At 67.0% G+C, this 20,355-nt stretch carries 16 protein-coding genes; 4 read left to right on the top strand and 12 right to left on the bottom strand.

The window, feature by feature from the left end:
- The first annotated feature begins 544 nt into the window (after window positions 1-544).
- Complete coding sequence (locus AC0Z2B_RS31415) at window positions 545-709, top strand: hypothetical protein (protein ID WP_416423382.1); 165 nt, start codon at window positions 545-547, stop codon at window positions 707-709.
- A gap of 87 nt (window positions 710-796) precedes the next feature.
- On the opposite strand, the gene AC0Z2B_RS31410 is transcribed toward AC0Z2B_RS31415, so the two are convergent.
- The 3 genes from AC0Z2B_RS31410 to AC0Z2B_RS31400 are packed head-to-tail and all read right to left on the bottom strand — an operon-like array spanning window position 797 to window position 3,707.
- Window positions 797-1,627: an amidohydrolase family protein gene (locus AC0Z2B_RS31410; RefSeq protein ID WP_476301952.1), complete on the bottom strand. Its 831-nt coding sequence runs from the start codon at window positions 1,625-1,627 to the stop codon at window positions 797-799.
- A 27-nt stretch (window positions 1,628-1,654) separates the two neighbouring features.
- A complete protein-coding gene (locus AC0Z2B_RS31405; protein WP_476301950.1) occupies window positions 1,655-2,947 on the bottom strand; it encodes an MFS transporter in 1,293 nt (430 codons plus the stop codon).
- A 28-nt stretch (window positions 2,948-2,975) separates the two neighbouring features.
- Complete coding sequence (locus AC0Z2B_RS31400; protein WP_476301948.1) at window positions 2,976-3,707, bottom strand: GntR family transcriptional regulator; 732 nt, start codon at window positions 3,705-3,707, stop codon at window positions 2,976-2,978.
- A 177-nt stretch (window positions 3,708-3,884) separates the two neighbouring features.
- Here AC0Z2B_RS31400 and AC0Z2B_RS31395 point away from each other — a divergent pair, with 177 nt between their 5' ends.
- Complete coding sequence (locus AC0Z2B_RS31395; RefSeq protein WP_416423378.1) at window positions 3,885-4,352, top strand: MarR family winged helix-turn-helix transcriptional regulator; 468 nt, start codon at window positions 3,885-3,887, stop codon at window positions 4,350-4,352.
- A gap of 77 nt (window positions 4,353-4,429) precedes the next feature.
- Here AC0Z2B_RS31395 and AC0Z2B_RS31390 read toward each other — a convergent pair whose 3' ends face one another.
- From AC0Z2B_RS31390 to mhpT, 4 genes are all read right to left on the bottom strand, one after another.
- Complete coding sequence (locus tag AC0Z2B_RS31390; RefSeq protein WP_476301954.1) at window positions 4,430-6,253, bottom strand: feruloyl-CoA synthase; 1,824 nt, start codon at window positions 6,251-6,253, stop codon at window positions 4,430-4,432.
- 61 nt (window positions 6,254-6,314) lie between these two features.
- Entirely contained in the window at window positions 6,315-7,763 is a 1,449-nt protein-coding gene (locus AC0Z2B_RS31385) for an aldehyde dehydrogenase (RefSeq protein ID WP_476301945.1), read from the bottom strand.
- 113 nt (window positions 7,764-7,876) lie between these two features.
- On the bottom strand, window positions 7,877-8,707 hold the full coding sequence (locus AC0Z2B_RS31380; RefSeq protein ID WP_416423376.1) for a p-hydroxycinnamoyl CoA hydratase/lyase: 831 nt from the start codon (window positions 8,705-8,707) through the stop codon (window positions 7,877-7,879).
- A 71-nt stretch (window positions 8,708-8,778) separates the two neighbouring features.
- Window positions 8,779-10,002, bottom strand: coding sequence for a 3-(3-hydroxy-phenyl)propionate transporter MhpT (gene mhpT / locus AC0Z2B_RS31375; protein ID WP_476301942.1), 1,224 nt, complete (start codon window positions 10,000-10,002; stop codon window positions 8,779-8,781).
- Between the two features lie 225 nt (window positions 10,003-10,227).
- On the opposite strand from mhpT, the gene AC0Z2B_RS31370 reads away from it, so the two are divergent.
- Window positions 10,228-10,497 carry a hypothetical protein gene (locus AC0Z2B_RS31370; protein WP_476301940.1) on the top strand — a complete coding sequence of 90 codons (270 nt, stop codon included), beginning with the start codon at window positions 10,228-10,230 and terminating at the stop codon, window positions 10,495-10,497.
- Window positions 10,498-10,595: 98 nt separating this feature from the next.
- Here AC0Z2B_RS31370 and AC0Z2B_RS31365 read toward each other — a convergent pair whose 3' ends face one another.
- The 5 genes from AC0Z2B_RS31365 to AC0Z2B_RS31345 form a co-directional block, all read right to left on the bottom strand.
- The gene (locus AC0Z2B_RS31365; protein WP_476301938.1) at window positions 10,596-14,195 is read right to left on the bottom strand and encodes a transporter substrate-binding domain-containing protein; all 3,600 of its coding nucleotides are present in this window, start codon (window positions 14,193-14,195) and stop codon (window positions 10,596-10,598) included.
- A 9-nt stretch (window positions 14,196-14,204) separates the two neighbouring features.
- A complete protein-coding gene (locus tag AC0Z2B_RS31360) occupies window positions 14,205-14,831 on the bottom strand; it encodes a response regulator (protein ID WP_476301935.1) in 627 nt (208 codons plus the stop codon).
- A gap of 31 nt (window positions 14,832-14,862) precedes the next feature.
- Window positions 14,863-15,591 carry a fimbrial biogenesis chaperone gene (locus tag AC0Z2B_RS31355; protein ID WP_416423371.1) on the bottom strand — a complete coding sequence of 243 codons (729 nt, stop codon included), beginning with the start codon at window positions 15,589-15,591 and terminating at the stop codon, window positions 14,863-14,865.
- A gap of 144 nt (window positions 15,592-15,735) precedes the next feature.
- Complete coding sequence (locus AC0Z2B_RS31350) at window positions 15,736-18,261, bottom strand: TcfC E-set like domain-containing protein (protein ID WP_476301932.1); 2,526 nt, start codon at window positions 18,259-18,261, stop codon at window positions 15,736-15,738.
- A gap of 93 nt (window positions 18,262-18,354) precedes the next feature.
- On the bottom strand, window positions 18,355-18,831 hold the full coding sequence (locus AC0Z2B_RS31345; RefSeq protein WP_476301930.1) for a CS1 type fimbrial major subunit: 477 nt from the start codon (window positions 18,829-18,831) through the stop codon (window positions 18,355-18,357).
- Window positions 18,832-19,075: 244 nt separating this feature from the next.
- On the opposite strand from AC0Z2B_RS31345, the gene AC0Z2B_RS31340 reads away from it, so the two are divergent.
- On the top strand, window positions 19,076-20,131 hold the full coding sequence (locus tag AC0Z2B_RS31340; RefSeq protein WP_476301928.1) for a DNA topoisomerase IB: 1,056 nt from the start codon (window positions 19,076-19,078) through the stop codon (window positions 20,129-20,131).
- Window positions 20,132-20,355: the final 224 nt, after the last annotated feature.

The raw sequence follows: 20,355 nt of genomic DNA, 5'->3' as shown, positions 1-20,355 counted from the left end.
CGCGGCCAAGGCCGGCTCCTACCACGAACAGTGTAGGAGCCGACTTTAGTCGCGATGCAGACAACGCCATTTCAAGACAGTTGCTGCTACGCCAATCTTCCGTAGCAGCGGCCCCAGGCCGTGTCACGGGCGCTGCGGTACAGCTGATGCACCGCGTGAAGCAGACGCCGCCTGGCGGCAGCTGCTACGCGAATGGGGATACCCCATGGACCGCGTCGCCTGCATCGCGGCCAAGGCCGGCTCCTACCACGAATAGTGTAGGAGCCGACTTTAGTCGCGATGCAGACGACGCCATTTCAAGACAGTTGCTCCCACAAAGACAGTGCTGCTACAGGTCGTGCGCCTCAGGTCTGTTTTTCAGCTATGACACAGACAGGCTTGATTGTTTATATTGAACGATCTTCCAATGCTAGCGAAATACCAGTATTTACTAGCAAAACCATAAAATCGCTGAAAGCCCCGTTTTAGACACCTCAAGATACATTTGACGTGACGAAGGATTCCGCTACTATCGCCGCACAAAAAACTGCAGATGGCTTTACGGATGAAGATCAAGATCGAAAAAAACAACAACGATTCCTCCTGCCTGGTCTGGCTGAACGACGACCCCGTGACCTTCCGCACCGAGGAAGAAGCACAGGCCTACGTCGATCAGCTCAAGGCACGACTGGAGGCGGTGCCTGTACTGGCCGCCGAACTTCAGGACTAGGCGCAGCGCTGGATCACTCGTCACTAAAGTTGTACCCCGCCAAACGCTCGTAGCCGCACTGCCAACCCTGCGGCTACGACGCCAGCCTCAAAAGCCGAACAGCTTCCCCGGCCCATCACACAGAATCGCCCGCCGCTGCGCCGCCCACGGCACCAGGCTCTGGAACAGCTCGAACTCACCCGCGTAATTCACCTGCCGCTCGTGCTGGGTGTGCGGCCAGTCGCTGCCCCACATCAGGCGGTCGGCGCCGAAGTGCTCAATCAGCAGCGGCACTGCGTCGTGGGCGAACGACAGGTTCTCGCTGTGGGTGCCGCCCAGGCGGTAGACCCCGGAGAGCTTGACCCAGGTGCGCTTGCCGTCGCCCAGTTCCAACAGGCGCTGGAAGGTGCCGTGGCTGGTGCCGAAACCGGCGTGGGGGCGGCCGAAGTGGTCGATGGCGACCTTGCAGCCGTAGCGCTGCAGCGCCGCCCACAGGCTGGGTATGTCTTCGATCTGGCGGTGCAGTTCCACGTGCCAGCCCAGCTCCGCCACCGTTTCCAGCAGCGGCGCCCAGGTGGGCGACGCCAGGTCCGGCAAGGCCTGGCCCATCAGGTTCAGGCGGATGCCGCACACGCCCAGCCGGGCCATGCGCTTGAGCTGGGACTGGCTGACGTCCGGCGCCACCACCGCCACCCCGCGCAGCTGCTCGGGGGCGGCGGCCAGGGCCTGGAGCAGGTGGCTGTTGTCGGTGCCCAGGAAGCTGGGCTGCACCAGCACGCCGTGGCTTAGCCCCTGTTCGCGCAGGTGGCCCAGCCATTGCGCCAGGGTGGCGTCGTAGTCCGGGGTGTAGCGGCGGCCGTCGACGAAGTCGAGCTGGCGGCCGAACACGTGGGCGTGGGCGTCAATGCCGAGGATGGGCAAGGGGGCGGTCAGTGGCATGGTGATGGTCTGCATGGATTGATGGGGTCAGGCCCGTGACGGGTGGGTGGGCGCCACCGGCTTGGGGGTGTCGCCCGGGGTCTGGGCGACCAGGCTGCGGCCGCGGGTTTCGGGCAGTGCCAGGGCGGCGATCATGGCCACGCCGTAGGCAATGCCGGCGTCGATGCCGATGGCCGAGCCCAGGGACATGCTCGCGCTCAGGTGGCCGACCATGGCCGGGAACACCGCGGCCACCACGCGGCCGAAGTTGTAGCAGAAGCCCACCCCGGCGCCGCGCACGTCGGCCGGGTACAGTTCGTTGAACAACGAGCCGAGGCTGGCGGGAATACCGGCGGCGAAGAAGCCCAGGGGGAAGCCCAGGAACAGCATCTGCTGGTTGGTGAGCGGCAGGAACAGGTAGGCCTGCACCGTCAGCACGCAGCAGAAGGCGAACAGGATGATGTTCTTGCGCCGGCCGATGCGGTCCACCAGGAAACCACTGGCCACGCAGCCGCAGAAGAAGGCGACGATGATCACCGCCAGGTAGCCGCCCGAGCTGAGCACCGAGAGGTTGCGCTCGGTCTTGAGGAAGGTCGGCAGCCAGGTCATCACCGCGTGGTAACCACCGTGGGCGCCCAGGCCCAGCAGCCCGCCCAGCAAGGTTACGCGCAGCAGTTGCGGGCGGAAAATGGCCGCCATGGCCGCGAACAGGTTCAAGGGCGCGGCCTTGGCCTGTTGCTGGCGCAGGAAACTGTCCGGCTCCGGCACGCTGCGGCGCACGTAGATAATCAGGATGGCGGGCAGCAGGCCCACCAGGAACATCACCCGCCAGGCGTAGTCCGCGGGCACGAAGGAATAGATCAGCGTGAACACCCCTACCGCGGTGCCCCAGCCTACGGCCCAGGCGCTCTGCACCGTGCCCATGACCTTGCCGCGGTAGCGCGCCTGGATGCTCTCGGCCATCAGCACCGCACCCGCCGCCCATTCGCCGCCAATGCCAAAGCCCTGCAAGGCCTTGATCACCACCAGCTGGTTGAAGTCGGTGACAAACGCCGAGGCGAAGGTGAACAGCGAGAACCACAGGATCATCCACTGCAGGGTACGTACCCGGCCATAGCGGTCCGACAGCGTACCACCCAGCCAGCCGCCCACCGCCGAGGTGATCAGCGTGACGCTGCTGATCAGGCCGGCCTGGGTGTTGCTCAGGGCGAACGCGGCGATCAGCGCCGGAATCGCCAGGCCAAACATCTGCACTTCCAGGGCGTCCAGCGCCCAGCCGCCGAAGCAGGCCCAGAAGGTCTTGCGCTCGCGCGCGGTGACGTCTCGATACCAGGTGAACATGTTTTCTTATCCTTATGGGTGGGACAGGTCAGCGGATTTCGACGCTGTAGCGGAAGTGCCGGGCGTGGCCCCAGGAGCGCCGCCATTCCAGCGGTTGGCCGGCGTAGTTGCGTGCCACTCGCTCGATCACCACCACGGGGCTACCGGCATCTACGCGCAGCAGGCGCGCGTGCACTTCGCTGACCGCTTCGGCGGTCAGGGTCTCGTCGGCGGCGGCGATCACCTGCCCGCACAGGCTTTCATACACCGGGTACAGCAGCGGGCCGTGGGCGTTGAGGTCGTGGTCGAGGATGGCGGCGAACGGTTCGTGGGGCAGCCAGATCTCTTCCACCAGCAGCGGCTGGGCGTTGATCAGGCGCAGGCGCAGCAGGCGGATCACCTGGGCGCCGGGCTCCAGGGCCAAGGCATGGGCCACGTCGGCAGGCGCCTGCAGGGCTTCATTGGAGAGGATGCGGCTTTCCGGCACCTGGCGGGCGCCGTCGGCGTCCTGGAAACGGAAGAAGCGAAACAGCGAGGACTGGAACTGCGGGCGGCGCACGAAGGTGCCGCGGCCTTGCTGGCGTTCCAGCAGCGACTCGCTGACCAGTTGGTCGATAGCCTTGCGTACCGTGCCGATCGACAGGCCGTACTCGGCCGCCAGCGCCGACTCGGTGGGAATGGCCGCGCCGGGCTGCCAGCGGTTGCTGGCAATCTGCTCGGCGAGCTGGTCGCGCAAGCGCTGGTACAGCGGCAGGCGCTCGTCACTGGAAAGACTGTTCATGGCAGACGGGCTCTTTTAGTTATGTAGTCATCTATATGAATCTGGAAACAGTATTCGCCGCCTCCGCGCGTTCGTCAAGCCGCCGCCCCTGCCCTTCGTCGTCCGGCAAGGTGGTACACCCGGGGCGAGATAAACCGTTATACTGGTTAACGATTCCCCTAATAAAAGCCCGATACCATGGCCACTCCCAGCTCCCCGCCCACCACCCCCGACCCGCTGGACACCGGCGTGCTCGACGATCTGATCGGCTATGCCCTGCGCCGCGCGCAGATCCAGGTGTTCCAGCACCTGGTGGAACAGCTCAATGCCTATGACCTGCGCCCGGCGCAATTTTCCGCCCTGGCGATCATCGCCCAGAACCCCGGCCCCACCCAGGCGGAACTGGCCAAGAGCCTGGCCATCGAACCGCCGCAGGTGGTGCCCATGGTCAACAAGCTGGAAGAACGCGGGCTGGCCTTGCGGGTGCGCTGCAAGCCGGACAAGCGTTCCTATGGACTGTTCCTGAGCAAGGCCGGCGAGGCGTTGCTCAAGGAACTGAAAGAGGTGGCCGCACGCAGCGACCAGGAAGCCACGGCGAACCTGAGCGCCGAAGAGCGCGAGCAGTTGCTGGGGTTGTTGCGCAAGGTGTATCAGGGTAACGCTTGAGCCTGTGGACGCCGCCTGCGGCAGCTGCTACGGAGAATGTGTAGCAGCGGCCGCAGGCCGCGTCCCCAGGCGCCACGTTATCGGGCCAGGGTACGCGGTACCTTGCCAGCGTACAGGTCGTCGATCAGCGCGGCGCGGCCTTGCAACACCAGGCGCTGGTTGATCGAACCCTTGTCGGTGATCTCGCCGCTGTCGATGGACGGCGGCTGTTGCGCCAGGCTTGCCCAGTCGATACGGCTGGCGCTGCCGGTGGCGTGCTGGTTGAGGCGCCCCAGCAGGTCCGCCAGCCAGGCCTGCACAGGCCCTGCCGCCAGCACCTGGGGCACCGTGGCATCGGCACCCAGCCCTGCCAGCTGCCGGCACTCGTCCAACCGCGGGAAAATCAGCAGCCCCAGGCGCTCGCGATCCGGGCCCGCCACCACCACGTCATGCACGTACGGCGCGCCGTCGAGGATCACCCGCGTGCGCAGCGGCCCAACGCTGACGAACACCCCCGAGGACAACTTGAAGTCCTCGGCGATGCGGCCATCGAACATCAACCCCAGCTGCGGGTTCTGCGGGTCGGCCAGGCGCACGGCGTCGCCGGAGCAGTAATAACCCTGCTCATCGAACGCCTCGCGGCTCTGCTGCGGCGCGCGCCAGTAGCCCGGCATCACGTGGGGGCCACGGAAGCGCACCTCCAGCTTGCCGTCGCGCGGCACCAGCTTGACCTCGCAGCCAGGTGCCGGCAGGCCGACGTAGCCGGCCACCGCCAGCGGCCCGGTGGTGAAGGTGCACGACGGCGCGGTCTCGGTCATGCCCAGCCCGGCCATCATGCGGATGCGCTCGCCGCAGTGGGCCACGGCAACCTTGTCCAGGCGGTCCCACACCGATTGCGACAGCCCTGCCCCGGCGAAGAAGAACAGCTTCATGCGCGCAAAGAAGCGCTCGCGCAGGTCGCCGTCCTGCTCCAGCTGGCTGACCAACTCCTCCCAGCCCTTGGGCACGGTGAGGTAGGCCGTGGGCGAGATCTCGCCCAGGTTGCGCAGGGTCTCGGCGAACAGCGCTGGGGTGGGCTTGCCGTCGTCGATGTACAGGCTGCCGCCGTTGTACAGCACGATGCCGACGTTGTGGCTGCCACCAAAGGTGTGGTTCCACGGCAGCCAGTCCACCAGCACCGGCGGCTCGTCGGCGAATTCGGGAAAGGTCTGCAGCAGCATCTGTTGGTTGGCGCAGAGCATGCGCTGGGTGGTGACCACGCCCTTGGGTAGCTTGGTGGAGCCGGAGGTGAAGAGAAACTTGGCGATGCTGTCGGCGGTCACGGCTGCGAACGCCTCGTCCGCCAAGGCTGGGTCGGCAGCGCCGAGCAGTTCATCGAAGGCCAGCCCGGGCGACTGTCCATCGGCAAAAATCACCGGTACATCCGCTGGCAGCACTGCCTCGATAGCCGGCAGGTAGGCGCCATCGCTGGCAAACACCAGGCCCGGCGTCAGGGTGTCGATGATGTGGCGCAGCTTGCCGTAGTCCCGCGACACCAGCGAGTAGGCCGGCGACACCGGGCAGTACGGAATGCCGGCATACAACGCGGCGCAGGTCAGCTGCAGGTGCTCCAGGTCGTTGCCCGACAGGATCACCAGCGGCCGCTCGGCGCTGAGGTTGAAGCCCAGCAGCCGTGCGGCGATGGCGCGGGTGCGCTCGAGCATCTGCGCGTAGCTGATGCGTTGCCATTGGCCCTGGCCGTCGCGGCGGGCGACGAAGGTCTGCTGCGGGCGCACCTGCGCCCACTGCACCAGGCGTTCCATCAGCCGCTGGGGGTGTGCCTGCAGCGGTTCCAGGGCGCGCATGTGCAGCACCCCTTGCACTTCATCGACCTGCACCTGGGGGTGGCCGATGTTCACGGCGCGCCAGGGCGCCGCTGCCATTGAACGATTCACGCGATGTCCCTCTGCTTGTTGTTATTGGAAGCAGTTAATGGGGTTGCGGTTAGATTGGGTAGTGACGAGGGCCGTGCTGGACCGTCACCCACCGCAGCTGGGTGAACTGCTCGATGGCGGCACTGGCACCAAAGCTGCCGTAGCCGCTCGCCTTCACGCCGCCGAAGGGCATGTGCGCCTCGTCGTGCACGGTGGGGCCGTTGATGTGGCAGATGCCCGACTCCAGGCGCTGCGCCAGGGCCAGCGCGCGGCTGGTGTCGCGGCTGAAGATGGCCGCCGACAGGCCGAAGGCCGAATCATTGGCCAGCGCCAGCAGCGCCTCGTCGCCAGCGGCGCGCTGCACCACGGCCACCGGGCCGAACGACTCCTCGTGATACAGGCGCATGGCTGGAGTCACGTGGTCCAGCAGCACCGGCTGCATGACGCTGCCCTGCACCGTGCCACCACACACCTGGGTGGCGCCTTGGCTAACCGCGTCGGCCACCAGCGCCTGGAGGCGCGTGGCCGCTGCAGGGTCGACCAGCGAACCGAGCACCGAGCGGCTGTCCGCCGGGTCACCGGCGCGCAGGCCGGCGACCTTGCGCGCCAGCCGCGCGACGAAGTCATCGGCCACCGCCGCGTCGACGATCAGGCGCTCGGTGGACATGCAGATCTGCCCCTGGTTGAAGTAGGCGCCGAAGGCCGCCGCCTCCACCGCCGCGTCCAGGTCGGCGTCGGCCAGCACAAGGAACGGTGCCTTGCCGCCCAGTTCCAGCAACGCCGGCTTCAGGTGCCGCGCCGCCACTTGGCCGATGATACGGCCGACGTGGGTGGAGCCGGTGAAGTTGACCCGGCGCACCGCCGGGTGGGCGATGAGCCGCTCGACGATGGCCGCAGCATCGGCCGGGGCATTGCTGAGAATATTGACCACGCCGGCGCCGATGCCGGCGTCCTCCAGCACCTGGCCGATCAGCCGGTGCACCGCCGGGCTCAGCTCCGAGGACTTGAGCACCACGGTGTTGCCGCACGCCAGCGGCATGGCAATGGCGCGCGTGGCCAGGATCACCGGTGCGTTCCACGGCGCAATGCTGAGAATGACGCCGCACGGCTGGCGCAGGGCCATGGCGAAACTGCCGGGCACATCAGACGGGATGACCTGGCCGTTGACCTGGGTGGTCAGCGCTGCGGCCTCGCGCAGGATGTTGGCCGCCAGCTGCACGTTGAAACCGTACCAGTTGGCCATGGCCCCGGTCTCGGCGGCCATGGCCATGAATTCGGCGCTGCGCGCGAGCATGCCGTCGGCGGCGCGCAGCAAGCGGTTGCGACGCTCGCCGGGGCCCAGCGCGGCCCAGGCCGGGAACGCTGCTTGAGCGGCGTCCACTGCGGCGTCGGCGTCTTCGAGGGTGGCGGCCGCGGCAATCGACACCACCTGCCCGGTCATCGGGCAGCGGCGCTCGAACGTGCGCCCGTCGCGGGCGCCCACGGCCTTGCCGGCGATCAGCAAGGGGACTTCGAACATGGTGCATTCCTCGTTGTTATGGTTGTCGGGAATGTAAATCCGTAGCAGCTGCCGCAGGCTGCGTCCAAGGCACCGCGGGGCACCGGGACGCGGCCTGCGGCCGCTGCTACGGGTCAGCGCTTGTAGGCTTGCAGGCCGGGCTTGATGCTCTTGTCGTCGAGGAATTGCTTGAGGCCCTGCTCGCGGCCGTGCTCGGGGTCGCGCAGCTGTGCCTGGTCGAGCTTGGCGTACAGGTAGTCTTCGCTTTGCTCCCAGGTCAGTTCACGGCAGCGCTTGAAGCCGTTCTTCGCCGCGCGCAGCACCACCGGGTTCTTGTCCAGCAGGTCCTGGGCCAGCAGGATAACCTCTTCGCGCAGCTGGTTGAGCGGCACGCTCTTGTTTACCAGGCCCATCTCGGCGGCCTTCTGCCCGTCGAAGGTCTTGCCGGTCATGATGTAGTACAGCGACTGGCGGTGGCCCACGGTGTCGGCCATGGCCTTGCTCACCAGGTTGCCCGGTGGGATGCCCCAGTTGATCTCCGACAGGCCGAAGGTGGCCTCGTCGGCGCAGATGGCCAGGTCACAGGCCACCAGCGGGCTGAAGCCACCGCCAAAGCACCAGCCGTTGACCATGGCGATGGTCGGCTTGCTGTACAGGCGCAGCAGTTTCCATTGCCATTCCGAGGCATCACGGCGAATGCGCTCCTGGAGGATCTCGGGGCCGGCGTCCACTTCGCGGAAGTATTCCTTGAGGTCCATGCCGGCGGTCCAGGCGCTACCGGCGCCGGTCAGCACCAGCACGCGGGCGTCGGCGTCCTGCTCGACGGTTTCCAGCACGTCGCGCATTTCCCGGTTGAGGGTGGGGCTCATGGCGTTGCGTTTTTCCGGGCGGTTGAGGGTTACCCAGGCGATGCCGTCCTCGACGTCAACGGTCACGGTCTGCCAGCGGTTTGCGTAGCGGCTCATTTCACACCTCTTGTTCTTGGGCTGTGCGTTGTGGATAAGGAGACAGTAATGGCTAAAACTGGTTACGTCAATTAATCGTTAATACCATTAACTATATTTCCTGAAAAAGCCTTGCCCCTCCCTTCACCGAGCAACGCCAACGCCGCCAGCGCCGCGACCACCAGCCCCGGCGAGGCCGCCAGCAGCACCCCGCCCACACCCGCCCCTGCCGCCAGTATCTGCCCCGCGGCCAGCGGGCCAGCCATGGACCCCAAGCGGCCCACCGCCACGCACGCGCCCACGCCGGTGGCGCGCATGTCCGCCGGGTAGACCCGTGGCGCCAGCGCATACAGCACCAACTGCGCGCCGATGCAGCAGTAGCCGCCCAGCACGCCGGCCAGCGCCATACCGGTGAACGTCGCGGCCAGGCCCAGGCCAGCCAGGGCCACCAGCATGCCCAGGTAGGCGATCACCACCGCCAGCCCGGTGCGCTGGCGGTCCATCAGCCGGCCGGTCAACAACGAGCCTGCGGCGCCGCCGAGGTTGAACAGCACCTGCACCCAGCCGGCCTGCACGCGGTCGAAGCCCTTGGCCATGAGCAGCGACGGCAGCCAGTTCAGCAGCAGGTACAGCACGGTCAGGGTAAAGAAGCACGCCAGCCACAGCAGCAGCGTCTGCCGCGCCCGACCCTGGCTGAACAGGCGGCCGGCGGGCGAACCCTCGGCGCGCTGCGACGGTGCCGCCACGCTCAGGCGCGGTAGCCACACCAGCAGGGCCACGGCGATCAGCAGCGGCGCCAGGCCGCCGATATAGAACACCGTGCGCCACTGTTCCCCCACCCCCGACAGGCTGATCAGCGAGGCCAGCGCACCGCCCAGTGGCACGCCGCAATAGGTCAGGCTGACGGCGGTGCTGCGCAGCCGCGGCGCCGCAGCCTCGCTGGCCACGGCAATGATGATGGGCAGCGCCGCGCCCAGGCCGAGGCCGGTCAGCAGCCGCGCCAGCAACAGGCCGGGGTAGCTGCTGGCGTGGGCGGTGAACAGGGTGAAGGCGCCGAACAGCAGCACCGCCGCCAGCAAGGTGCCCTTGCGCCCGGCACGGTCGGCCAGCCAGCCGCCCAGAAAGGCGCCAGGCAGCAGGCCCATGAGCCCGGCGCTGAACACCCAGCCCAACTGCGCGGGTGCCAGGCCAAACGCCTTGGCCAGGAAGGGCGCGGTAATACCGGTGGATTGCAGGTCGAAGCCTTCGAGCAAGGCCACGGCCCAGCACAGCGCGACGGTCAATACCGGCCGCGGGGAAGCGGGACGTACAGGCATGGTGTGCATCTCTTGTTGTGGTTGTGGTGGCACATGGGTAATTCGATTAATGATTATATACATTAACCAAATACCCGCCAGCCATGCCCAGCCCTGCAAGCGTTTTGCCTGCATCTTCGTCTGAACGAAGCGACAACAACATCTGTCGTACCAAATAAGCCATCTACACTGGCTTGTGCTTGTCCTAAACGAGATGGTTCAACCAATTGATCGAGGACGTCATCCATGAAGCGAATCTTGAGCTGTGGGCTGTTGGTGCTGGCAGGGGCGTTGAGTTTCCAGGCCAGCGCCGCCGGCGACACCGAGACGTGCGACGCGAACATCCAGCGCTTGCAGGACCGCATCAACAGCGCTGCCACCACTGACCCGAAAGTGCACGAGCTGGTGGGCAAGGACATCGACTCTGCCACCGCAGCCCGCGACAAGGGCAACGTCAAGGACTGCATCGAGATCACCGACCGGGTGAAGAGCCGGTTGGACAAGTACAACAAGTAAACACGTAGCAGCGGTCCTTAGGCCGCGTCCGGTCGCGCCGCAGCTCAACTGAAGCACCGCGGCGCGACCGGACGCGGCCTGGGGCCGCTGCTACGGGGTCAGGCGCGGCAGCGGACCTCCAGGCCCGCAGTCAGCTCCTGCAGCGCTTCGCGCAGCTGCTCCACCCTGCCCGCCAACGGCTGCTGCGCATCCGCGCACGCCCGCTCCACCAGCTCGCACGCCTCCAACACCTGCGCGGCACGGATAATGCGCGCGCCGCCCTTGACCCGATGCGCCAGGTTGGCGATGCCTTCGCGGTCGCCCTCGACGTCCAGCATGGCCAGGCTGCCCAGGTCCTGGCGGCAACACTCCACCAGATCGCCAAGCAGGCCTTTGAGCGCCACGCTGTCGCCCGCGGTCAGCTCTTCCAGTGACGCAAGGTCGATGCCGTCGCTGACCGGCGCCACCACCACCTGCCCACCCTGGCCAGGCTGCAGGGCCACGGCCAGCTCGGTCAGGCCCAGGGGCTTGAACAGGCAACCGTCCATGCCCGCCTCCAGGCAACGCACCCGCTCCTGGGGCACCGCGTTGGCGGTGAAGCCCAGCACGCGGCAGCGCGGGCGGCGCTGCCGGCGCTCGTGCACGCGAATCGCACGCACCAGCTGGTAGCCGTCCAGGCCAGGCATGTTGCAGTCGCTCATGACCACATCGAACTGCCCGCCCAACCAGGCGCGCAGGCCGCTGCCACCGTCCTCGGCCAGGCTGACCCGGTGGCCCAGGTACGCCAGTTGCTGCTGCAACAGGATGCGGTTGGCGCGGTAGTCGTCCACCACCAGGATGTTCAGCGCCGGCCCCCGGCTAGGCACCTCCGGCGCCACGGTGGGCGGCGGCACAGCCTCGGCGCGCGGCAGCTGCAATTCGATCACCACCTGCGTGCCTTCGCCCAGGGTGCTGTCCAGGCTCATGCTGCCATCCATCATGGCGCACAGGGTGCGGCTGATGTTCAGCCCCAGCCCGCAGCCTTCGCGGGCCGAGTGCTGATGATTGCTGGCCTGGGCAAAAGCGGCCCCCAGCTTCGACAGCTCGTCGGGCGGGATGCCCACGCCGGTGTCGCTGATCGTCAACTGCACCCCCACGGCGGCGTCCCCGGGGGTGAAGACCACCCGCACCACGACTTCGCCGCGCTGGGTGAACTTCACGGCGTTGCTGATCACGTTGGAGATGATCTGCTTGAAGCGCAGCGGGTCGAGCATGACCGGGGTGTCGGCCTCGCCCTGCACCTCCAGGGCCAGGCGCAGGCGCTTGTGCCGCGCCTGCCCCTGGAACAGCCGCTCCACGGCCTCCACATGGGCCATCAACAGCGTGGGCACGGGCGCCAGCGTCAGCTGGCCGGTCTCGATGCGGGTGATGTCGAGAATGTCGCCAATCAACGCCAGCAGGCCACTGGCAGCGCCGGCCGCCACTTCGATGGACAGGTGGTCCAGGCGGCCCTGCTGGGATTTCTTCAGCGCCAGTTCGAGCATGCCGGTGATGGCGTTCATCGGTGTGCGGATTTCGTGGCTCATGGTGGCCAGGAACACCGTCTTGGCGTGGTTGGCCGCCTCGGCTTGCTCCTTCGCCTGTTGGTAGGCCAGCAGCAGGCGCTGGCGCTCGGTGATGTCGACCCAGCCACCGATCAGGCCGGCGATCTGGCCGTCGCCGGCCTTGTAGGGCAGCACCCAGTGGTAGATGGTCTTGGTTTCGCCGCTGCGCAGTTGCACTTCACGGTCCTCGACCACCTTCTCCCCCGCGTCCATGGCCTCCAGGTAGGCCTGTTGGTAGCCCTCGGCCTGCTCGGCGGTCAGGGCGATGGTCTGGCCCACGGGCTTGCCGATGACCTCGTCGCGCAGCACCTGCAACGCCTCCAGGTAACTGGCATTGCAGGTCACCAGTTCACCGCTGCGGTCGCGCACGTACAGCGGGTGCGGGGTGCCATCGATCATCTCGCGCATGAACTCCAGCTGGTCGGTCAGCTTGGCCTCGGCTTCGCGCCGGCGCTTGACCTGGCGCCGCAGCTGGCTGAGCCAGCCCAGCAGCAGGCCCAGCAGCACCAGGGTGGTAATCAGCAGCTGCACGATGTGCCAGCGGTGCCGCGACCAGAAGCTGTCCTCCAGCACCACTTCGCCGCGCCAGCGGGCGGCCAGGTCGTTGAATTCCTGGGGGGGAATGGCCAACAGCGCCTTGTTGAGGATGGACAGCAGCTCGGGGGCCTGGCGCGAGGTGGCGAACGCCAGGCTGGCCGGGCGCACCGGCAGCGTGGCACTGATGCGCAGGCGCCCGGCGTACTGGCGCTGGATGCGATAGCGCGCGCCAATCAGCGTGAGGATGGCCGCATCGGCCTTGCCCTCGGCCACCAGCGTCAGGGCATGGTCGGCACTGCGCGCCCCCACGGGAATGATGCCGGGGTACTGGTCGATCACCCGGTCGCGCATGAAGCTGCCATGGATCAGCGCCAGGCGCTTGCCGCTCAGCTGTTCCAGCGACTGCGCAGTGCCCCGCTGGTCACGCGTGACCAGCACCCGCGGGCTGCTCAGGTAGGCGCGGGTAAACCCCAGGTGCTCCTCGCGGGCGCGGCTCTGCGGCAGGGCTGCGATCAGGTCGGCCTCGCCGCGCTCCACCTGCTCGGTCATCGCCTCCAGGGTGGTGCCGGACTGGACGTCGAAGCGCAGCCCGGTCATCTGCCCAATCACGTCCAGCACCTGGGCGCTGATGCCCCGGTAGCGCCCCTGGGCATCACGGTAGCTGACCGGCAGGAACTGGTCATCCATCAATACCCGCAGCGTCGGCGCAGTGGCCAGCCAGCGTTGTTCGGCCGCATTCAACCCCAGCTCACGGCGCTGGCCGATGCTGACGCCACCGACGCTCCAGCGCCCCAGGATAGCCCGGCGCTCGCTCTCGGGAATGGCCTGCAGCGTAGTATTGACCAGAGCCAGCAGGCGGCTGTTGCGCGGCGACAGGGCAAAGCCGAAATGGTTGCTCTGCGCCTGCACCAGGTGGCTGAGGAACAGGCCGTTGAGCTGGCCCTTGTTGATCTGGTAATAGGCGCCCAGGGCGTTGCCCAGGAACACATCCGCCTGGCCGAACGCCACCGCCCCCAGGGCCGCCAGCGTCGAGGGGTAGAGCTGCAGGTGGGCGTTGGGGTACAGGTGCGTGACCATCTCGCGCGGCAGGTAGAACTCCTGCATGGCCAGCCGGCGGTCATCGAGGCCGCTGAGTAGCGCCGTGCGGTCGTCGGTGCGGGTGGCCAGCACCGAATCGTCCTGGGCGTAGGCTTCGGACAGCACCAGGTAGGCCATGGACGCCTCGAAGCCATTGGAGGTCCCGAGCATGTCGATGGCACCATCACGCACCGCCGCCAGCGCCTCCGCCCGCGATGGGTAACGCACCACTTCCACGCTCAGGTTCAGCAGCGTGGCCACCAGCGCCGCGTAGTCGGCGGTAATGCCTTCGTACTCACGGCCGGTGCCCAGCACATCGAACGGCGCATATTCGGGCTGGCTGACGCCCAGGCGCAGGGTGCGCTGCTGCCACAGCCAGCGGCGGTCGTCGTCGGTGAGCTCCAGCTGCTCGATTTCGGCCGCGGCCAGGTTCGAGCGCCCATAGAGCATGGGCGCCGCGTCATCGGCCAACGCCGGGCACGCCAACCACAGCCACAGCCAGCACAGCATCCGTGCCTTCATCGCAGCGTCCTATATCAGCGCATGGCGCCTGGCCAGATCCGCCAGGTCGACCAGGGATTTGACCCGCAACTTCTCGATCAGGCGGGTTTTGTAGGTGCTCACGGTCTTGTTGCTCAGCAGCATTTCGTGGCCGATGGCCTTGTTGCTGTAGCCGCGCGCCAGTTGTTGCAGGATCAGCAGCTCGCGGTCGGTGAGCCGGGCGATGCACTGGGCCTCGCTGTCCAGGCTGTCGCCACGGTGCACCGAGCTCAGGGCCACGTCGGGAAAGTACGAATAGCCGCTGCGCACGGCCTGCACCGCCTTGGTCAACTCGTTGAGGTTGTCGGACTTGGAGACGTAGCCAGCCGCGCCGGCCTTCATGCAGCGCAGGGAAAAATAGTCCGGCGCCTGGGACGTCAGCACCAGGATCTTGATCGGCAGCTGCATGTCCCGAATGCGCGCGATGACCTCCATGCCGTCGAGCCGGGGCATGGCGATGTCGAGGACCAGCAGGTCGGGCATCCAGTCGCGGATCACCGCCAGGGCGTCCACGCCGTTGTCCAGCTCGGCCACCACCCTGATCTTCATCTTCTCCAACAGCAACCGCACGCTAGCGCGGATAAACGGGTGGTCATCGACAATCATCGCTCTGTACATGGCATCCTCGCTGGGGCTGGCAAATCCGTGCTCAACCCCGAAACTCGACCTGGCGCGATTGCTCGCCCTCGATCAATTCGAACCGGTACTGGCGCCCCGGCTGTTTGGTGAAGCTGCGACGCGAGTTGGGCAGCAGGTGGTGCTTGGTGGTGACTTCGCATTGCTGACCGCTGGCGTCACAGTCGTTGAAATGGTCCAGCACCACGGTGCTGTTGCCCTGGTTGGGCACCAGGAAACGCCCCGGTTCCTGCAGCACCTGGGTGTCGAAGCGGGTGGCCTGGGGCCGCACGAACAGCAGCGAGCCGTAGCCGGCGAGAATGTTCACGCCCGCCTTGAGCGAATCCTTGTACTGCTCGCTTTCCTGCTGGGTCAGGGCGAAGCCGTCGTTGACCTGGGGCAGCACCGGGATGAAGCGCAGGCGGAAGTAGCGTTCGCGGTCGCGCTCGCCGCGGTACAGCAGGCGCACGGCCTGCATGCCGTTGGCCGGCACGATCAGCCGCGCCGGGCTGGCCACCAGCGCGCGCTGCTCGGCCGGCAGGCCGTCCATGGGCACCTCGCGCGAGGTGCCGTCGGCGGCGTAGACGATCTCGGCCACGCTGACCTTGACGAAAGCGGTGCTGTCGCCGCTGTTGCGCACCCGCTTGAGCTGGGTGCTGCGGTTGCCGTCCAGGTAGTCATAGAGGCCGCCGATATTGAGTTGCGGCGCGGCCTGCAGCAGCCCGGGCAACAGGCAGGCGATGGCAACGATGAGTCGTTTCATGATGGTTGACCTTGCAGTGACGGGGCAGCGCTGCCAGGTGGCCGGCGACTGCGCCCATTATTGGAAAACTGATCGACGCGGGATGTAGGCCGATTCCCAAACACCCCGTCGAAATTTCCGAGTTACCTTCGTGCCGATGGCGGCCTAGGCGCCCTCGCCCGCCGCTCCATCGGCCTGGGCCAGGGTGTCGGTGGTGCAACGCTGGTCGCCGACCAGCAGCACTTCGTTCTCACGCCGCGCGTGCCTGGCATCCAGGCGCAGGAAGCACACCCTGGCGCCCTTGTGGCGCACTTCTAGGGTGGGCGTGGACTCGCTCATCTCCACCGCGAAGAAGCCGTCGGCCTCGCTGACGCTGCGGCTGGCGTGGTTAATCACCAGCGCGCCCTTGAGCGGCTGCCCCTGCCCGTCCAGCAGGCGCCCGAGCACGGTCAGGGTGCGCATCACCCGCACCTGGCGGTACTCCACGCCGCCCTTGTTCAGGTGGTAGCCCAGGCTGGCTGGCTGGATCACCGCCGCGTGGGCGTCGCGGCCGGCGAAGTCCAGCTGCACGCTGCCGGACTTGTAGGCCTGCACCGCGATCACGTTGCGCCCGGGGTGCAAGGCGGTGCTGGCACCGGAGATGTCATCGGCGCGCAGGTCCAGTTGCGCCAGGTCCGAATCCACGTCGACGATCAGGCCGGCGTCGTACAACCCGTACTCGCCGCTCATGGCCACGTGCCCTTCGCCCAGGGCCAGGGTGCTCTCAAGGTTCAGGCCACCCGACAGCTCGCCGTTGTAGGAAGAGTTCTGCGCGTAGGCGTCGCCAAACAGGTAGCCGTTCTGGAACTGGGTGTTGGCACCGAAGCCGGCGCCGTAGCGGTCCGCCGACACCGAGCCGGAGACGCTGCGCAGGGTGTGGTGCTGCAGGTCCTGCTGGTAGGTGAGCGTGGCGGTCTGGTCGCGGCCGCCATCGCGCGAGGTCTGGCTGCCGACGCTGGCCGACAGGCGCTGGCCTGGCTTGCCCAACGCCAGGCTCAGGCTCAGGTTGACGCCACGGTTACGCTGGCTGCCGGAGCTGTAGGTGCCGGGGCGGTCGAACAGCGACAGCCGCCAGGTGGCGTCCGAACCCTTGAGGGTGCCGTGGTACGCCCAGCCCAGGTCCATGGCCATGCCCTCGATGGCGCCACTGCTGTGGGACAAACGCGCGCTGACGGTGTTTTCACGGGTCAGGCGGTGGCTCAGGGACAGCGAGCTTTGCTGGGTCTGGCCGCCGCGCCAGTTGCTGTACCGGCGCGGGTTGTCGCGACGGTCCAGCTTGGGCGGTTCGGTCCAGGCACGGGTGTGGCTGGCCACCAGACTGCCGCGTTCGTAGTTGAAGATGCCCTGCAGGTCGAAGCCATCGCCCTGATCCTGGGTGTGGTACAGGTTGCCGAACAGCTTGAAGCGGTCGTGGGGGTCCCAGTCCAGCGACGTACCGTACTGCATGCGGTCGTCCACGCGTTGGGCCGACAGGCCGACCACGGCGCGCGGGTGCAGCAGGTAGTTGGTGAGCACGCCGGCGCTCAGGCCGCCCTCCTCATCCTGGTTGTCCCAGTTGCTGAGCAGGTCGCGCTGCTGGCCGGCGAACAGGTTGTAGCGCCAGCGCTGCTCGGGGTTGGCCCAGTTGCCGGGCTTGTAGATGAACTCAGGGGTGCGCGAGGTCACCTGGCCGTCTTCCACCAGGCGCACTTCCACCTCGTAGATACCGCCGGGCAGCACGCGGGTGTCGATGGCTTGCAGGCCGGCCTGCACCGGCTGGCTGTTGATCAGCTGGCCGTTGCGGTAGATCTCGACCACGCCCAGACGGTTGGGCGTGACGTAGATCGGCGTGCTGCTGGGCGCGCCGTTGTTGATGGCCAGGCTGTCGCTGCTGCCGAACATCACCCCCACCGTGGCATCGGGGCTGGAACCCATCAGCCGTGGCTGGCGGGTGAGGCCCTGGGAGCTGGGCGTGAAGTAACCCAGGCGGAAAAAATGGGCGGGGCTGACCCGCTCGCCGTACAGCTGGTCGACGCGGTGGCGGGACTGGGCACCGACCTCGTTGCTGCGGTCGGCCTGCACGTTGGCAAGGCCGGTCCAGTTGCCCAGGCTGCTCTGCCCCTGCAGGGCGTAACGGCCACTGGTCTGGTCGCCGTCGCGGGCCAGGTTGAGCTGGTTGCGCACGATCAGGCCGCGGCTGCCCTGCTCGGGCAGCGAATAGAAGCGTGCCTGGGCCGGGTCCTGCTCCACGGCGCGGGTCAGAATCGACAGCTGCGAGTTCACCAGGCTGTAGTGCAGGGCCACCAGCTCCTGGGCGCAGTCCTTGAGGCAATTGCCCAGGGGCCGGCCGTCCACCAGCAGGTCGCGCCAGCGCTGGCGGGTGGCATCGGGCTCGTGGCTTTCATCCACCTGGGTGAACTCGAGCAGTTGCACGGTTTCGTTGCGTGACAGCACGATCATGGCTTCGCCAAGGAAACGGCCGTCGAGGTCGACGCGCACGGCCAGCGGCACGTCGAAGAAATGTTCGCTGAAATCGCTGGGCAGGTTCTCGGCCTGGCTCAGCACACCCAGCGCGGCGGGTGCCGTGGCGGCCGCCTGGGCCTGGCCTTGGGCAAACCACACCAACGCGGCACAGCAACCCAGCGCAAGGCGAATGGAAAAGGCAAGGTTCATAACAGACGCCATCTACGGTTCACGGGCAAGCCTTTCCCGGCCCGCGCCAGGAGGCGCAGGTCGAGAAAGGCCTGGAGCAAAAGTGCTGCGGGTTTAGGGCGTGACGGTTTCGAACATCATGTTGACCACGCCCTGGTAGGCACCCGGCACGTAGGTGGAACCATCGCCCAGTGCGGCCACCTGGAACGACACGGTGCTGCCAGGTGCTGCCTGGGCCGCGGTAATCACCTCGGCACCGGTAGTGGTCAGGGTCTTGCCGGCCACCGACACTTGCAGGCCGATGTTGTTGGCGCCGCTGGTCATCACCGGCGGGGTCAGCACGTAGGCGGAGATGGCACCGGTGGTGCTCTTGACCTGCAGTTGCTTGCTGATCGGGGTGAGCGTCTGCTGGAAGGGGTTCCAGGACATTTCCTGTGGATCGTTCATCCAGTTGCCGCCCACTGGCTCCACGTAGAAGCTGTCGGTCGGGATGACCGCTGTCACGGTCACTTGCTTCTCGATCGGGTCGATAGCCATCGCGTTACCGACGACAAACAGGGCCAGGGGCAAGGCAAGGAAGAGCTTTTTCATGGTGGATCTCCGTTGTATTCGTTGAATGGGCAGCACGCCTGCCCTACCAACCGCCAGGCCGGGCAAGCAGGCCCAGGCAGTCAACGGAGCGAATTATTGGCGACACGACTTGTGCGAAAAGTCGGACGCTTCCGAACGAAACGAGGAAATTTCCGAAGCCCCTGTTTCCGGGGCCCGCACGCCGATGGCACCTGCGGCACAGGCCGTGGTCCATCCTTCATGCCCCCCTGGAAACCTATGCGCCATGGCCGACCTCAACGACATCGCCGCCGACCTGCCCGACCTGCCCCCGGACCTGCACTACGTCGATGACCAGCAACCGGGCATTCGCCGCGAGCGCCAGGGCGACCACTTCGTCTACTTCCACGCCGATGGCGGCCGGGTGGACGACCCCGACGAGATCAAGCGCATCAACGCCCTGGCCGTGCCCCCGGCCTACACCGACGTGTGGATCTGCAGCGACTCGCGCGGCCACCTGCAGGCCACCGGCCGTGACGCCCGTGGCCGCAAGCAGTACCGCTATCACGCACGCTGGCGCGAGGTGCGCGACCAGGACAAGTACGCGCGCATGATCGAGTTCGGCAAGGCCCTGCCCAAGCTGCGCAAGCAACTGGAAAGCCACCTGGCGCTGCCGGGCCTTGACCGCAACAAGATCATGGCCACGGTGATCTCGCTGCTCGACACCACGCTGATTCGCGTCGGCAACAGCCAGTACGCCCGGGACAACCGCTCCTACGGCCTGACCACCTTGCGCAACCGCCATGTGGCGGTGAAAGGCAGCGCCATCGAGTTCCACTTTCGCGGCAAGAGCGGCGTCGAACATCGGGTATCGGTGCGCGACAAGCGCCTGGCGCGGATCATCAAGCGCTGCCTGGAACTGCCCGGCCAGCACCTGTTCCAGTACCTGGACGAGCACGGCGAGCGGCACACGGTCAGCTCCAACGACGTCAACGCCTACCTGCACGAAATGACCGGCGCCGACTTCACCGCCAAGGACTACCGCACCTGGGCCGGCAGCGCCCTGGCCCTGGCCATGCTGCGCGAGCTGCACTGGCAGCCTGAACCCGAGGCGAAGCGGCAGATCGTGGAAATGGTCAAGGCCGTGGCGCGCACCCTGGGCAACACCCCGGCGGTGTGCCGCAAGTGCTACATCCACCCGGCGGTGCTGGAGCGGTATGTGCTGGGGGAGCTGGCCAAGCTGCCGAAGCCGCGCAAGCGTAAAGGGTTGCGGTTGGAGGAAGTGGCGTTGGCGACGTTTTTGCAGAGGTTGGTGGCTGCGCAGGAGGCTGCGGCGGCGTAGCGCTGGCTGCAGCGGCAGCCGTAACTGGCCTGCACTGCCGCTGCCGTAGATCTTGATCTTGATCCCGTGAGGCCTTTGATCTTGATTGTGTGCCCCATAAAGCGCCAGGGCCGACTGGAGGCGTTGGCCAAGCGGTCCACGGCGTAGCCGGGGAAGACGGAACCGGAGGCGCTTCTATTCCGGGCCGTCGGCCGCTTGGGCGACGCCGGAGGGAGGGGACCCGC

The organism is Pseudomonas sp. GYB4201, from assembly GCF_056312595.1.
This window is presented reverse-complemented; position numbering and strand designations above follow the sequence as displayed.

Bases quoted from the DNA above. Each gene is read 5' to 3' on its own strand.
- AC0Z2B_RS31415 (WP_416423382.1), top strand. From the start codon at position 545: ATGAAGATCAAGATCGAAAAAAACAACAACGATTCCTCCTGCCTGGTC.
- AC0Z2B_RS31410 (WP_476301952.1), bottom strand. From the start codon at position 1,627: ATGCCACTGACCGCCCCCTTGCCCATCCTCGGCATTGACGCCCACGCC.
- AC0Z2B_RS31405 (WP_476301950.1), bottom strand. From the start codon at position 2,947: ATGTTCACCTGGTATCGAGACGTCACCGCGCGCGAGCGCAAGACCTTC.
- AC0Z2B_RS31400 (WP_476301948.1), bottom strand. From the start codon at position 3,707: ATGAACAGTCTTTCCAGTGACGAGCGCCTGCCGCTGTACCAGCGCTTG.
- AC0Z2B_RS31395 (WP_416423378.1), top strand. From the start codon at position 3,885: ATGGCCACTCCCAGCTCCCCGCCCACCACCCCCGACCCGCTGGACACC.
- AC0Z2B_RS31390 (WP_476301954.1), bottom strand. From the start codon at position 6,253: ATGGCAGCGGCGCCCTGGCGCGCCGTGAACATCGGCCACCCCCAGGTG.
- AC0Z2B_RS31385 (WP_476301945.1), bottom strand. From the start codon at position 7,763: ATGTTCGAAGTCCCCTTGCTGATCGCCGGCAAGGCCGTGGGCGCCCGC.
- AC0Z2B_RS31380 (WP_416423376.1), bottom strand. From the start codon at position 8,707: ATGAGCCGCTACGCAAACCGCTGGCAGACCGTGACCGTTGACGTCGAG.
- mhpT (WP_476301942.1), bottom strand. From the start codon at position 10,002: ATGCCTGTACGTCCCGCTTCCCCGCGGCCGGTATTGACCGTCGCGCTG.
- AC0Z2B_RS31370 (WP_476301940.1), top strand. From the start codon at position 10,228: ATGAAGCGAATCTTGAGCTGTGGGCTGTTGGTGCTGGCAGGGGCGTTG.
- AC0Z2B_RS31365 (WP_476301938.1), bottom strand. From the start codon at position 14,195: ATGAAGGCACGGATGCTGTGCTGGCTGTGGCTGTGGTTGGCGTGCCCG.
- AC0Z2B_RS31360 (WP_476301935.1), bottom strand. From the start codon at position 14,831: ATGTACAGAGCGATGATTGTCGATGACCACCCGTTTATCCGCGCTAGC.
- AC0Z2B_RS31355 (WP_416423371.1), bottom strand. From the start codon at position 15,591: ATGAAACGACTCATCGTTGCCATCGCCTGCCTGTTGCCCGGGCTGCTG.
- AC0Z2B_RS31350 (WP_476301932.1), bottom strand. From the start codon at position 18,261: ATGAACCTTGCCTTTTCCATTCGCCTTGCGCTGGGTTGCTGTGCCGCG.
- AC0Z2B_RS31345 (WP_476301930.1), bottom strand. From the start codon at position 18,831: ATGAAAAAGCTCTTCCTTGCCTTGCCCCTGGCCCTGTTTGTCGTCGGT.
- AC0Z2B_RS31340 (WP_476301928.1), top strand. From the start codon at position 19,076: ATGGCCGACCTCAACGACATCGCCGCCGACCTGCCCGACCTGCCCCCG.